Raw genomic sequence first — 13,701 nt, 5'->3', positions numbered from 1 at the left:
TTGAAAGAGAGCAATCGTGGACAATGGGTATACTACTCGCTGAGTGTGGAGAAATCAAATTAAAAAGATCCCAAAAAACCATCTCAATAATTGAGATGGTTTAATTTATTTTCATAATATGGTTCAAACATATTGACTCAATCATCAGAATAAACGGTTGCATTGAAACTTTCAGGCCCCAAGCGTACGTTACTCACATTGTAAATTGGATTATAGGAGAATGTGGCGTACGCTGAGTAGACGAGCTGTCCATTGCCAGGGGGTGGGACATTGTACTCCGAACCGGTAAAGCTTAAAATGCAAGGACTGAAAAAAGGGTTGGCCAATACAGTTGTAGTGGCCCGATATACAAGCTGTTGCGAACCGCCTAACCCCCTGTATACTTCTATGACAAGATTCCCGTTAACAGGCAACTGACTTGCCGTAACTTCGACTATCCCCGAAAAAAAAGTCCGGATCCACATACCCGGGTTGCTGATCTGCAATCCAACCTGGGCAAACAATAGCGGGACACCATTCGTGAAGCTGGGAGTTAAAACATGCTGCCCATTGGAGCCTTGGGAAGTCCGTGCATCTAACGTTTTAACCATGAAAATTCCTCCTTCCGTATTTTCATAGAGTCCTATTAGCAATGAGTTAATCGTCGCTGTATGCAACCGCATTGAAGCATTCTGGTCCAACGCGGCTGGCTTGCTCTGATGGGGATGCCGGAACAAATGTCACAAAACAAGAATAGATAAGCTGCCCTGAAGGAGGAGGAGGCACATTGTAATCAGAACCATCGAAGCTTGCCAGTATGCTTCCCACAGAAGGAAATATGGGTTGGGAAACGACATAAATTGGCGTGCCTGTATAGGTCGAGCCTCTGAAAATTTCAAATCGAATTGAAGAAGGTTGTGAGGACAAATTTGCTACCGAAATCCGATAGGTTCCGTTAAACTGAGTGCGAATAACTAATCCTGGATTGACAATGTTTAGACCAAGGACACCCACCAGAGTAGGCGTATTTGGAGCGAGTGGGACATTAAACGGAGCAACACCGTTAGACCCGAGCGAAGTACGGGCGTCATGCGTACGAACCATAGCAATTCCTCCAATCTATAATTTTGTTATATCTTATGTAGCTAGTTTCAAAGAGTTGTCAGCTAAATGGTAATGATTTTCTATGATTCTGAAAACAACCCAACTATTATGGCTATTGGAAAAATACGAATCGAGGGACATGATGCTATTGTTCCTTCGAAATTAACCTTATAGCTCTGCAACAAGGCGAGTTTCCCAATCGTGCACTTAAATGTATAATAATTATTCGAGGTGATGATGATGGCAAGATCAAAAGAGTTTGAAGTTAATGAAGTATTAGATAAAGCAATACACTTGTTTTGGACCCAAGGATATGAGAAAACCTCAATGCAAGATTTGGTTGAATTTATGGGCATTCACCGCAGAAGTATCTATGATACGTTTGGGGATAAGCACGCTCTATTTATGAAAGCTCTTGAACGATATGAAACGAAGCAGACCAACAAAATGAGCTTTTTAGTTGATACACAAAAACCAATCAAAGAGATCATTCGGGCTTTGTTTGATTCAACAATAAGAAATGAAGGACAACCTTTAGGATGTTTTCTTGTAAACTCAGGCGTGGAACTGGGCGTATTGGATCCTGAAGTTGCATCCTTGGTTAATGAGAGTTATTTGCGAACGGAGGAATTGTTGAGAAACCTTGTTTTGGAAGGCCAACAAACGGGTGAAATCAAGGCTGACGTTGACCCTGTAGTTATTTCACATTATTTAATGAATGCTTGGGTGGGGATACGAACGTTGGTTAAGACCACAACGGATCAGCAAAAATTAAAAAATATTATGGAAATGACACTATCCATTTTAGATTGAAAGTGGAGTTATAATATGGCAGGCAAAGAGGGAGTTGTCTCCATGAAGGCTGGTTTGTTTTAGTGATACAGGTTCTTATCCTGTTAACATTATAAAGAACTTGTATCGCATGTCTGGAAAAACGCATAGTTCCCTGTTCCAACATCATTATAGAGTAGTCAGAAAATAATTCTTTACTGTTCGTTCTAGAAATGATATTCTAAATAGCAAGTTAGATCTAACTGTTTTTTTTACACAATTAAGAACGATCGTTCTTAATTAATATTGAAAGCTTATCTATACTAAAATACATGTTGAGAAGGAGAAAATATGATGAAATATACAGTTATCACGGGTGCAAGTTCAGGGATTGGATATGAGACAGCATTGGCGTTTGCTGCACGAGGCAAAAACTTAATCTTGGTAGCTAGAAGATTGGACAAATTAAAAGAACTCAAATCAGCAATTCAGAATATTGATCCTGCTGTACATGTTATTGCTCATACAAGTGATCTATCGGATACAAGTCAGGTATACACACTTTATAACACTCTTAAGGAATACCAAATTGAGACTTGGATTAACAATGCGGGGCTCGGTGAAGGTTCTTTTGTAGCAGAACAGAATCTGGAGAAAGTTGAAACCATGCTGCGTGTGAACATTGAGTCCCTAACGATCCTTTCCACACTCTATGTGCGAGATTATGCAGATGTAGAGGGAGCTCAGTTAATTAACGTCGCATCTGCACTTGGATATGCCATTGCTGTTGGAAGTGTTGCGTATTCAGCAACGAAATTTTACGTTAGTGCCTTCACAGAAGGGCTTGCCAAAGAACTTGAAATAAAAGGTGCAAATCTAAAAGCAAAGGTCCTAGCTCCAGCTATAACGGAAACGGAATTCGTGAAGAAATCATTAGATACAGAAGATTTTGATTACAAAGCAAACATGTCTAAATACCACACTGCCAAAGAAATGGCAGGTTTCATGTTAGATCTATATGATAACAGCGAAGTAGTAGGGATTGTAGACCTGAACTACAATTTCAATCTGAGAAGCCCAATCTATCCAATCATAGGAGCACTGCATTAATATTTCATTAAACATGGCGTACAACTAAACATTGTGCGCCATGTTTTTAATCTGATCCTAGAGGTTGGCTTCCTTAATAGAAAAGAAATTCCCGCACTCTCCCTGGAAAGGAATATACCTGCTCAGATCCAAACGATGTTTCAATTTTTAGATAACCCACAGAAAACAACGATTATTGATTGATTTTTCCCAGCGATGTGTACCAGTCGTTCACCTCTTCAGTTATCTCATCGCCACCTAGCTCGTGCCATCTAACGACGACGAGATCGAAGCTTGACAGCGGCTCCTGCCCATATACGATTTTGAGCATCGCGTCATGCAGTAACTCGTCAAGGGCGTCACCGATCTTTTCCATCGTAGGCGTCGGAGCTCCGGTGAAGGCATCTGTCTTATAGACGGAGGGATTGCTTTCTACGATTTGCCAGCCCCTCAGCTCCTGAGGTGTACGGAGCAGCTTATTTTTGATGTCATATGACGTCTGATCGGATGCACCACTGTTGATGCGAGCAATCGATTCACTGAGCAAGTTAGGGACCGAGGGGAGAGACAGGCTTAAGAGATACTTCTGGGGGTCTGCAAAGCCACCCGGAACCTGGCTTTCCAGGAATGTCACCTTGCCATCCTCATAGCCGTAGTCGTAGCCTTCAGCGATTCCCCAGCGATACGGTGAGCCAGCAGGAGGATCAATGAAGTTGTCATAAACAAAGTTCATATAGTTGAAAAAAATCTCGGGATTCGCCATATCTGCGTTGATAGCAATTGCGCCATATTCTGGCGGCGTGCCACGCGTACCGGATAAGCCGCTCGGCCCGAGGGGGATCGGGTACGCCTCGAACCGGGCGTCCGGCTCGTTCGCAGTCACGTTCCCTAACGGCCATCCGGCCGCCCACAGCGGCGCCACAATCATGCCTGCCTTGCCAAGCTTCCATGATTCCGTCGCTTGAACCTCATCGAGAATCTCAGCATCTTTCGGTATGTAGCCTCGCTCCATCCAGCGTTTTAACGTCGTTAGACCTTGCCGAACACTTGGTTGGACCGAGCCGTAAGACAGCATCCCGTCCGCGTCTGTGCTCCAGACGTCCGGCATTTCCCCGTAAGCCCCAAACACGAAGCCCGCATCCGACATCCAGGTGAAAAACGAATTTTTCAAGCTGATGCTAAGTCCATAGGTGTCGTCTTTACCATTGCCGTCCGGGTCAAGATGAACGAACGCATCCATGACGGACTCCATCTCTTCCAGGGTGGTGGGCGCCTTCAAACCAAGCTTATCAAGCCAATCCTGACGGATGTACAATACCTCATTCGAATTCATCTTGCCGTCGAGGATCGGTATTGCCATTTTTTTGCCGTTGATTATGTACCGGTCCCACGACTCGGGTGCCTGCGCCATGGCTGCCTTCCACTTGGGTGAGGCATACTGCTCGAACAACTCTCCTACGTCGCGGAAGGCACCGGAGCGCAGCAACGGATACATATTTTGTCCACCCTTGAATGTGACGATGTCGGGAAGGGACTGACCGGTCGCGATCAAGGTGTTCAGTTTATTGGTGTAGACGTCCTCATCACCAGTCGTCGTCCAGAGGTAATTCACCTTGATGCCGAGCTTGTCCTCAAACAGTCGGCTCAGTACGTTGTTTTGCAGATCCTCACCGTTTTTGAACTCGATGTCCGGGTACAAATGCCCAACGGTCGTCAAGACCACAGGAGACTCATATTTTCCATCGATGAACGAAGGGGCAGGTCCTACAGACCTGTTCTCTTTCTCCTCTAGTTGGGAGGGTCCCGTTGGATCTTCCCAAAAGATGAACGAAAAAATCATGACGACGAGGAACAAGATGATTGCGAGGCCAAATAGCCCTGTCTGCTTCAACCATTTCCAGCTTCTCATATCTCTGTTGCCTCCTGTTCACGGACGACTTTCCAGCGAAACGTCACCTGAAGTCCGCCCAGTTCTCCGTTAGCCAGCTCCATATCGGCCTCCGAGCCGAGCAACGCTCTCATCCGCTCATATACATTGTGAAGCGCCCACGCAGTATTGGCGTCCGTGCCGTAGTAGATTGCATTACGAAGCGTGTCGAGTTGACCGGGCTCGACACCACAGCCGTTATCCGCCACAATCAGCTCACAATATTCTCCGTTGGAATAGCCACTAATTCGGATGTCCCCAACCATGCGCAGCGACTCAATGCCGTGCAGAATGGCATTTTCCGCGAGAGGTTGTAGAAGCAGCCGCGGCACCTGTATATCGAGGAGCTGCTCCTCGACATCAATGGTGAAAACGAAGCGGTCCATCTGAAGGCTTTGGATCGTCAGGTATAACCGGACGAGCTCAAGCTCGTCCCGCACCGTTGTATACGTGTTCTCGAACTTGATCGTTTGCCGGAAATAACGGCTTAAGCTTATAGACATATCAATGACGGCCTGCTTCTCGTCTAATTCGGTCATACTCTTGATAAACGCAAGCGAGTTGTACAGGAAGTGCGGCTGGATCTGGGAGTGGAGCTGCCGTAGTTTTGCCTCCTTGGAGCGGATCTGTTCCATGTAAACCCTTTCAATTAATTCTTTGATTTCTTTGGACATTTCGTTGAAGCGCTCAAACAAATACATGAATTCGTCATTACTCTCCTGGTGGAGCGTGATGGAATATTGACCGGATGTGATCTTCCTGACGCCCCAGAGCAGTTTACGTATCGGAATCTGCACGTCCCGGTATAACAGCAGGGCGAGCAGGATGCTGAACAGAAGCAGGAAAACGCTAGAGAAGTAGTAGAGACGCTGATTGGCATAGATCGGATTGAGTACCTCACTTATCGGGGTATAGTCCGCAATGTACCAATCTTTAAAGTTACTCAGAGCAGTGAAATTAACGAGGTATTGCTCACCGTTCAGTTTAATAAGTCGGTTACCACTCACTTCTTTACCAACCTCAAGTTGGCTTGTCAATTCACGGATGAAAGGAAGCTTCTCTGTGTCGCTTGCCAGCACATCCCCGGCCGCAGACAACAAGATTGCGCTGTTGTCGTTCGTTCCCTTGGCACGGTCCAAGTAGGCGAGTACATTTTTGGTGTCGATCTTGGCCCTGACGACATAAGACACTTCCTCCGGATCAAAGCGGAAGGTGTACGGATGCGCCAAATAATACGTTAAATACGTGCCATCGCCCGTCTGCTCATACTGCCAGAACGGACGGAAGTGCGTCTCCAGGTACAGTTCGCTTAATTTTGACGAAGAGGACGTTGAGGAGAAAGATGAACTATCCTCATCGTAAATCACCATGAATTCGGCGTTCCAGTTGTTAAGGGCATGCAAAAGGTTCAACTTGTCCGATACCCGCAGCTTCAACTTGTTCAGCTCAAAATCTCCTTCCAGAAAGGAAGGAGTCGCAAGCAGTCGCACATCTTTGTCGAGTACGAGAAAATCGCTAAAGGACGATACTTTGGACAGATTGTTGTCGATGTCTCCGGCCAGGAAAGTAAGCTCATTCAACTTCACTCTTTGAATTTCCTGCTTAATGAGCCGCACGCTGGAGCGATTGGTCAGGTAGTACAGAAGCAGGGTAGAGACGAGCAGTAGAAAGATGACAAGCACAATTTTTGTGAAAATGGTTAGTTTCATTATAATGTCCCCGTTCGGTCAGGAGGATTGATGACGGAAGTCTTGCGGTGTCAGTCCAAAATGCTCTTTGAACAACTTGATGAAGTACTGCGGCTTATGGTAGCCGATTGCCGTCGCAACGTCGCTAACCTTGAGTTCTGGTTGCTCGATAAGGATTTCCCGCGCGCGCTGCATGCGCACTTTGTACAAATATTCGCTAATATTCTCGCTTGCCTTACTTTTGAACAGAGCGGACAGGTACGCGGGATGCAGGCCGACGTGATCCGCTGCCGTCTGCAGCGTGGCGTCCGCGAGATGCGCGGTGATGAACTGCTGGACCTTACGGATGAGCGCTACTTGCTCATTGTTCCATTCGCTTTTGGTCATCTCCCGCAATCGGTCGAGCGTGAGTACTATCCAATCCTGAAGCTGGTACATATGGCGGAAACGGTTGGCTTCAGTGGCCTTGTCAAGCTCTGGAGGGATGATCTCAAGCAGGCTGAGTCCGTTTTTGTGGGCAAAAAAGCTGAAGGCTCCCATCGCATGATAATAGAGCTCAAGTAGCGTTTCCCGTGAATCCATTCGTTTGTTTGTCACCTCAAGGAAAATGGCGTCCCACTTGGCAGAGATCGCCTCCCATTGGTAAATTTCAAACAACTGGATCATCGTGGGAGACTCGTAAAGGCTGTGGACGCGGTAGGGCTTTTCGGGCACTAAGGCGTCCTGTAGGCGGATTAAGAGGTCTGTCTCACCGCCAAGATGGCGGGTGAGTATAGCCAGTGAGTCCTGGTAAGTCTCACGCAGGCCGTGAGCCATGACCTGCCAGTGGCTCACGACGATTGAAATGCTGCTTTTGAGAAAGTGCCTGACGTGCTGCTGCAGCCTGGCCGCCAAATGTTCGAGGGACCGCTGTCGATTAAGCTCCGGTTCCTTCTCCCGCGCTAGCCACGACTCTTCCCGTACCTTGAGAACAAAGACTTCATGCTCGTACGCATCACGCCCGTGCCAGACATGGAACAATTCCGAGAAGGTTTCCTCAGCGATATTTGCGACGGCCGAGGAGAGCAGGGACTGGTCCTTCCAGTTCAACTCCTCAGCAGACGATTCAATGCGGAGGAGGCATATTGCAGTTTCGTCGCTCGGACAGAACGGCAGCCGATAATAAGCCATTTTTTCTTCGAGCAGTTTGGGAGGAAGCTTTCTACCTTGAAGCAGATCCATAAGCAGCTTTTCTCGAAACAATGGCATATGTTCGCTGAGCATGCTCATTGCCTTCACCTGTTTTCCCCGTTCGTCCCATTCCAGATGAAGCGCTTCCGTAAGTTGGCGCAGCATGTCGGCCAGCTCTCTTTGGTCGACTGGCTTGAGCAGATAACCATCCACCTGTTGTCTGATCGCCTCCTGTGCGTAGTCCCATTCGCCGTAGCCGGATAGCAGGATGCTTTTGAAGTGTTTGTCGTATTTTTTTATATGCTCGATCAGCTCCAGGCCGGAGATTCCGGGCATTCGAATATCGGTGATGATAATATCGACGGGATAGCTCTTGCAATGTTCGAGTGCCTCTTCGCCAGAGAAAGCCTTGTGAACCTTGCCAATGCCGAGAGCTTCCCACGGCATGGTGCGTTCGAGACTGTCCACGAGATGAGCATGATCATCAACAATTAGTAGCTCATACATGCTTAAATCCCCCAGTCAGTTTTCGCTTGTTACGGTTGAGGTATCTTCAACCTTTTTATTATCTGAGCAGAACTGTTCCTTTGTCAATTGCAGGCTGAAGACGCCAGAATCGTTGCCTTGAATTCGCTCATCTCGACGACTAATCCCTGCCTCAGCCTTGACGCCTCGGCAGCGAATGCCATCAGATGGCTGTCCAGCGAGGCCTGAGCGGAGGTGAGTGTGCCACTATGATTTCCCTCGCGCAGATCGGCCAGGAACCGACTCATAATACCCTCGTCACCGCCTTGGTGTCCAGCTGCACCAGCGGACGTGGTGATGATACTGCGCTTCCCACTGGAGAATTCAAACAGATCGATCTCCTCCTTCAGCAGATCGCCGCGAATCTCTCCCCCAGTGCCCATAATTTGGACAATGCGGTTGATGTCGCGCGTGAAGCCACACATACTGAACATCACCGTGGAACCACCTGCGAACTCCATGTTAACGATCTGATGATCAACGACGTTGTTGTCCGTCCGGTACACACATCGCCCATAGGGCCCGTGAAGAATAGCGTTCATTCGATTCGTCTCTGTGGGAGGAGTCGCGATGAGTGCTGCGAAGCCATTGTCTTCGAGCGGCTGCATGTAGAAACGGGGGGCGGAGTAAGGACAGCTGGCTTCCACCGCGCAGCCGTCCGTGCACCGTTCCGTCGATCCTTCAGGTGCCTCGCTGATCTGAAAGTGTTTCAGCGAACCGAATGAGCTGAGGCGTACACACTCGTCGTCAATCAGCCACCGGATCAGATCCATATCGTGACAGGATTTCGCCAATATCATTGGGCTGGCCAACTGATCGTTGCGCCAGTTGCCTCTGACGAAGCTGTGTGCGTAGTGGAGGTAGCCTACGTTCTCATTGTGCTGAATCGACACGATCTCGCCAATTGCACCGCCTGCCAATAAATGTTTGAGTCTCTGCCAGAAGGAAGCATAACGAGAGACATGGCAGATGGTGAGTAGAAGTCCCGCTTGATCGGCCGCCTCCGCCATCTTTAAGCATTCCAGAGGATCATTTGACATTGGTTTTTCAAGGAGTATATGATAGCCCCGGTCCAGTGCCGCCATGGTTGGCCCGTAGTGCATACGATCCTGCGTGCAGATGAGGACGGCATCGCAGAGTTTTGGCTGTGCCAGCAGATGCTCCCATGACTCGTAAAGTTGAGACGATGCCAAGCCGAATTGCTTCGCAGCTTCGTTCCGCCTGGCCGCGTCCGGCTCGGCGACCGCTACGAATTCGGCCTCGTCCGAATGGGCGAGTACATAGGGAGCATAGCTAAGCAGCCCTCGGGCGCCTGCTCCAATCAGGGCAAGCTTTATTTTTTTCATGGAGATATACCTCCTATTGGATTTTGCGATACCAAGGCAGACGTGAGAGGGGCGCATCAACTTGCAGTTCGGTTGGCCCGTTGATGATATTCCCATCCTCGTCCTGCCATTGACCTTCAGGAAAAACCACGTTTCTGGATGTCAGTCCCTTGACGACGACTGGCGCAACGAGCAGATTCTGTCCGAGGAGAAACTGGTCATTTACGAGCTCGTAGCCGCAGTCGGGATATTCGAACTCCAGGCTGCGCAGTATCGGTAAACCGTCTGCAGCGGCCTGGCGAGCAAGCGTGAGCAGCTCGGGGCCGAGCTCGGATCTTAACCTTACGGCGTCAAGGCACCAGGTTAGCTCCTCACCTTTCAGCACGCGCCAGGGTGCCATGGAAAACTGCATCACAGGGAACAGCGCGGCACATTGGGTGTACCTTACGAACAACTCGCTGTCAAAGTGAAATTCCGGGGAGTTGATATCGCCGTCCATACCGCCGCCGATCATATCGGGGCAGTTAAATGCGTAGCCAAGCAGTCCCTGAGCAATCGCGTTGGGTATGAGTCCGCTGAGCCCAGTGGCGTCCCACGTATGTGTCTTGTCCCGCTGGCGCTGGATGAGTCCCTGGCCACCGAGCTTCCAACACATCCGCAGCTCAACCAGCGAATAGCCAACTCCGAGGTTGGCGTAAGCTTCGCAGTCTTCAAGCTGACGCAGGGGACGAGTCCATGCAATGGGCTGGGTCGTGTCCGCTCCGCCCGGCAAGAACGGCTCGCCGGCGTCAAGCTTAAAACCATCAACACCGTAATCAGTGATCAGACGATCCATCTGCCGCTTGAACCAGGCCGCACCTTCCTCCTTCGTATAATCCACAACTGCGCTGTAACCATTCCACCAATGTCGGATGATTGGCGCCTTGTCCACGCCTGTCAGAAGCAGATCACCCGCCCGTAATTCCTTAAACATGGTGCAGTCCGCACTTACGTATGGGCACATCCAGAGCATCACCTTGAACCCCATGCCGTGAAGCGTATCAATCATCTCCCGCGGATTCGGGAACCTGTACTTGTCAAAGTCCCACATGCCATAATCCATCATCCAATTGTCGTCGATAATGAGGACGCCGGGCGGTAGCCCGTTCGCTAGAATCGATTCTGCATAACGGATAATTCTGTCCTGCGTGGGGTTATAGAACATCTCGACCCAGGTACAGTACTGCGGGGCTGTGAAGACGAGGGCGTCGGGCATTTGCTTGGAAGGAGGGAAGTGTGTGCCGGCAGCATGACGGTATGCGCCCTGCAGTGAGCTATGTTCATCTTCCACGACGACTTCACCAGCGTTATCAAAGACGGAAAGTCCATTCTCGTCCACATGGAAAGCAAACGGCTCCTCGCTCCAAATATATCTGCCCTTATTGGAGAGCAGCAAAGGCGAGGCCTGATTGTCATCCGTCACACGCAAATCCCTTGTATATGCTGTCTGGCCAAATGGCATGGAGCTGCCATCGTTGATTACACCGCCCCACCAGTATTCGCCAGGCAGCCGGGCGATTGAGATATTATTCATGGGAGAATTCTCCTTTGGAATTGCGGACAAAATCTTGTGGATGATTTGTCCCAATCATTTGAATTTTGATACGGGTTTTATTATGCAGAGATCATCCGCAATTGGGAAGGGGATCTTAAATATGTGGTTTGAATCTTAAAATCTGGGCATTTAAACCGAATTTTTCCTGATTTATGATGAGAACGTCAAGAGCTCACGACGATCGACTAGCGGAAAAAACGCGCATTTTTTCCGTTCTCCAGCTTTTGGAGCATGATTGCTGGACGTAAGAATACAATTTTCTTTTTTAAGAAAAGTCGAGGGGAGTATGACGATGAATATAAGAAAAAAAATGGCGGCAGGGATCGCCAGCTTACTGCTTGTCTCGTTGATGGCGGGCTGTAATAGTTCTAATGACGGGGGCGGGGCTACCGACAGTGGTGCCCAGAAGAGCGTTACGATTTCTTATACGATCTGGGACAAAAACCAGCAGCCGGCGATGGAGGCGATCGCCGATGCGTTCACTGAGCAGCATCCGAATATCAAGGTAAAAGTTGATGCTATTCCTTGGGGCGAATATTGGACGAAGATGTCCGCTGCAGCGCCAGCGGGAATGCTGCCCGATGTATTCTGGATGCATGGTGGTCAGTTTATGAAGTACGCAGAAGGGCAGTTCCTCGAGCCGATCACAGACAAGGTGCAGGCCAATGAAATCGATCTGAACAACTACGCGTCCAACCTCGTCTCCATCTATACGCTGGACGGGCAAAACTACGGTATTCCAAAGGACTTCGATACCATTGGTCTGGCCTACAACAAGGAACTGTTCGATCAGGCGAACATTCCTTATCCAGACGACACATGGGATTATGCCAAGCTTGCTGAAGTCGCCAAACAGCTAAGTCAGCCAGACAAGGGTATTTACGGTTTTGGCGCAAAGCTGGACACCCAAGCAGGCTACTGGAACGACATGTTAGCGAACGGTGGTTTTATTTTAAATGACGACATGACCAAATCCGGCTACGACGAATTGGCATCGATTGAGGCGCTAAAGGCCCGTTACCAGATGATTCTTGACAAGGCTTCGCCGACGCACCAGCAGATGACCGACACGGATTCGGTCGAAATGTTCAAGTCCGGCAAGCTCGCGATGATTTTCGATGGATCTTGGGACAACGGCAATCTGGCGAGTAGTGAAATTATCAAAGGAAAGTACGATTGGGCACCCCTGCCTAAGGGGAAGGTCAAGCGCGGCAATATCATTAATGGCATCGGCAACGTCATGTCCACTAAGGGTAAGCACAAGGAGGAAGCATGGCAGTTCCTGAAATTCCTCGGCTCGAAGGAGGCGGCTGAGATCACGGCCCAGATGGGTGCGGCGATTCCGGCGTTCAATAACACGCAAGACGCATGGGTGAAGAACACTCCCGATTTGAACCTGCAGGTATTCATTGATCAGGCGGCTGACGCGACTCCGTACCCGAGTGGTTCAAAATCATACCCTGTCTGGTTCTCGAAAGAGGCAGAGATCATGTCACAGGCATGGGGCGGCGCGATTTCAATCGAAGAAGGCGCCAAGAAAGTGGCTGAAATGATGAATCAGGCGATTGAGGACGCAAAGTAAGCGCCCTACGCCAGGCAAAATTGTCGATGGTATTCCGGTTAACGGAATACCTATGGCACAAATGAGGTGAAGGCAATGCATTCGAAAAGCAGATATATATGGGCTTATATGATGATCGCTCCGACGTTGATCGGAACGCTCGTTTTCTGGAGCTGGCCAGCCGTGTATTCCATCTATCTGAGCTTCCTGAAGTCCGAAAACTTCGGCCTTGTCAACCACTGGGTCGGTTGGGCCAACTACGAGAGATTATTTATGGACGAGGAGTTCTGGCAAAATCTACGTAATACGATACTTTATGTCGTGCTGTTTGTACCTACGACGATTATACTGTCGACGTTCTTCGCCGTACTGCTGAACGCGAAGATCAAGGGCCAGTCTGTCTATCGGGTCATTTATTTTCTACCGCAGGTTACGATGGCGGCCGCGGCTGCTATGGTGTGGGTCATTATTTTCGCGCAGGATTACGGACTACTAAACTCCGTACTTGGTACCCACATCGCGTGGATCTCTGACAAGCGGTTCGCCATGTATGCTCTTGTCATGGTCGGTGTTTGGGGAGCGATTGGCTTTAACATGTTGCTGATCCTAGCCGGGCTTCAAGGAATTCCACGCACTCTGTATGAGGCGGCTGAGATTGATGGCGCTGTCGGATTTCGCAAGTTTCGCTCCATTACGCTCCCGCTATTAACACCAACGCTATTTTTTACGTCGATCGTGCTCGTGATCGGTGCCACACAAATTTTTGACAGTATCTATCTGATTATCGGTAAAACGAACGTTGCGCTACCGGCCGTGCGTTCTCTCGTATACGCTTATTACCAAAATTCATTTATCTACTACGATCAGAACTATGGAGCAGCCATCGTCAACATTCTGCTAGTGATCAACCTGGTTTTGACGGGTATCCAGTTCATGCTGCAAAAAAAATGGGTGATTTACGATTGAGG

At 49.0% G+C, this 13,701-nt stretch carries 11 protein-coding genes; 4 read left to right on the top strand and 7 right to left on the bottom strand.

What is annotated here, in order from left to right:
- Positions 1 to 137: 137 nt before the first annotated feature.
- Together ACDJ58_RS16820 and ACDJ58_RS16815 are read right to left on the bottom strand one after the other, a co-directional pair.
- The gene (locus ACDJ58_RS16820; RefSeq protein WP_413372028.1) at positions 138 to 590 is read right to left on the bottom strand and encodes a hypothetical protein; all 453 of its coding nucleotides are present in this window, start codon (positions 588 to 590) and stop codon (positions 138 to 140) included.
- 46 nt (positions 591 to 636) lie between these two features.
- The gene (locus tag ACDJ58_RS16815; protein ID WP_413372027.1) at positions 637 to 1,083 is read right to left on the bottom strand and encodes a hypothetical protein; all 447 of its coding nucleotides are present in this window, start codon (positions 1,081 to 1,083) and stop codon (positions 637 to 639) included.
- Between the two features lie 240 nt (positions 1,084 to 1,323).
- Here ACDJ58_RS16815 and ACDJ58_RS16810 point away from each other — a divergent pair, with 240 nt between their 5' ends.
- A complete protein-coding gene (locus ACDJ58_RS16810; protein WP_413379709.1) occupies positions 1,324 to 1,896 on the top strand; it encodes a TetR/AcrR family transcriptional regulator in 573 nt (190 codons plus the stop codon).
- Positions 1,897 to 2,208: 312 nt separating this feature from the next.
- Positions 2,209 to 2,964, top strand: a complete 756-nt coding sequence (locus ACDJ58_RS16805) for an SDR family NAD(P)-dependent oxidoreductase (protein ID WP_413379707.1) — start codon at positions 2,209 to 2,211, stop codon at positions 2,962 to 2,964.
- Positions 2,965 to 3,136: 172 nt separating this feature from the next.
- Here the strand turns inward: ACDJ58_RS16805 and ACDJ58_RS16800 are convergent, their stop codons facing one another.
- The 5 genes from ACDJ58_RS16800 to ACDJ58_RS16780 form a co-directional block, all read right to left on the bottom strand.
- Positions 3,137 to 4,852, bottom strand: a complete 1,716-nt coding sequence (locus ACDJ58_RS16800) for an extracellular solute-binding protein (protein ID WP_413372025.1) — start codon at positions 4,850 to 4,852, stop codon at positions 3,137 to 3,139.
- Positions 4,849 to 6,579, bottom strand: a complete 1,731-nt coding sequence (locus ACDJ58_RS16795) for a sensor histidine kinase (protein WP_413372024.1) — start codon at positions 6,577 to 6,579, stop codon at positions 4,849 to 4,851. Before ACDJ58_RS16795 ends, ACDJ58_RS16800 begins: the two co-directional genes overlap by 4 nt.
- Before the next feature lie 18 nt (positions 6,580 to 6,597).
- On the bottom strand, positions 6,598 to 8,235 hold the full coding sequence (locus tag ACDJ58_RS16790) for a response regulator transcription factor (protein ID WP_413372023.1): 1,638 nt from the start codon (positions 8,233 to 8,235) through the stop codon (positions 6,598 to 6,600).
- An 83-nt stretch (positions 8,236 to 8,318) separates the two neighbouring features.
- Positions 8,319 to 9,599 carry a Gfo/Idh/MocA family protein gene (locus tag ACDJ58_RS16785; protein ID WP_413372022.1) on the bottom strand — a complete coding sequence of 427 codons (1,281 nt, stop codon included), beginning with the start codon at positions 9,597 to 9,599 and terminating at the stop codon, positions 8,319 to 8,321.
- A gap of 13 nt (positions 9,600 to 9,612) precedes the next feature.
- A complete protein-coding gene (locus tag ACDJ58_RS16780; protein WP_413372021.1) occupies positions 9,613 to 11,151 on the bottom strand; it encodes a glycoside hydrolase family 31 protein in 1,539 nt (512 codons plus the stop codon).
- A gap of 313 nt (positions 11,152 to 11,464) precedes the next feature.
- On the opposite strand from ACDJ58_RS16780, the gene ACDJ58_RS16775 reads away from it, so the two are divergent.
- The gene (locus tag ACDJ58_RS16775) at positions 11,465 to 12,754 is read left to right on the top strand and encodes an ABC transporter substrate-binding protein (protein WP_413372020.1); all 1,290 of its coding nucleotides are present in this window, start codon (positions 11,465 to 11,467) and stop codon (positions 12,752 to 12,754) included.
- A 75-nt stretch (positions 12,755 to 12,829) separates the two neighbouring features.
- Positions 12,830 to 13,699 (top strand): carbohydrate ABC transporter permease, encoded by an 870-nt coding sequence (locus tag ACDJ58_RS16770; protein ID WP_113054398.1) that lies wholly within the window; start codon positions 12,830 to 12,832, stop codon positions 13,697 to 13,699.
- The last annotated feature ends 2 nt before the right edge of the window (positions 13,700 to 13,701 follow it).

Source organism: Paenibacillus taichungensis, assembly GCF_047302525.1.
Classification (GTDB): Bacteria; Bacillota; Bacilli; order Paenibacillales; family Paenibacillaceae; genus Paenibacillus; species Paenibacillus taichungensis_B.
The sequence above is the reverse complement of the archived record's forward strand: the minus strand, read 5'-3'. Positions and strand labels throughout refer to the sequence as shown.

Bases quoted from the DNA above. Each gene is read 5' to 3' on its own strand.
- ACDJ58_RS16820 (WP_413372028.1), bottom strand. From the start codon at position 590: ATGGTTAAAACGTTAGATGCACGGACTTCCCAAGGCTCCAATGGGCAG.
- ACDJ58_RS16815 (WP_413372027.1), bottom strand. From the start codon at position 1,083: ATGGTTCGTACGCATGACGCCCGTACTTCGCTCGGGTCTAACGGTGTT.
- ACDJ58_RS16810 (WP_413379709.1), top strand. From the start codon at position 1,324: ATGGCAAGATCAAAAGAGTTTGAAGTTAATGAAGTATTAGATAAAGCA.
- ACDJ58_RS16805 (WP_413379707.1), top strand. From the start codon at position 2,209: ATGAAATATACAGTTATCACGGGTGCAAGTTCAGGGATTGGATATGAG.
- ACDJ58_RS16800 (WP_413372025.1), bottom strand. From the start codon at position 4,852: ATGAGAAGCTGGAAATGGTTGAAGCAGACAGGGCTATTTGGCCTCGCA.
- ACDJ58_RS16795 (WP_413372024.1), bottom strand. From the start codon at position 6,579: ATGAAACTAACCATTTTCACAAAAATTGTGCTTGTCATCTTTCTACTG.
- ACDJ58_RS16790 (WP_413372023.1), bottom strand. From the start codon at position 8,235: ATGTATGAGCTACTAATTGTTGATGATCATGCTCATCTCGTGGACAGT.
- ACDJ58_RS16785 (WP_413372022.1), bottom strand. From the start codon at position 9,599: ATGAAAAAAATAAAGCTTGCCCTGATTGGAGCAGGCGCCCGAGGGCTG.
- ACDJ58_RS16780 (WP_413372021.1), bottom strand. From the start codon at position 11,151: ATGAATAATATCTCAATCGCCCGGCTGCCTGGCGAATACTGGTGGGGC.
- ACDJ58_RS16775 (WP_413372020.1), top strand. From the start codon at position 11,465: ATGAATATAAGAAAAAAAATGGCGGCAGGGATCGCCAGCTTACTGCTT.
- ACDJ58_RS16770 (WP_113054398.1), top strand. From the start codon at position 12,830: ATGCATTCGAAAAGCAGATATATATGGGCTTATATGATGATCGCTCCG.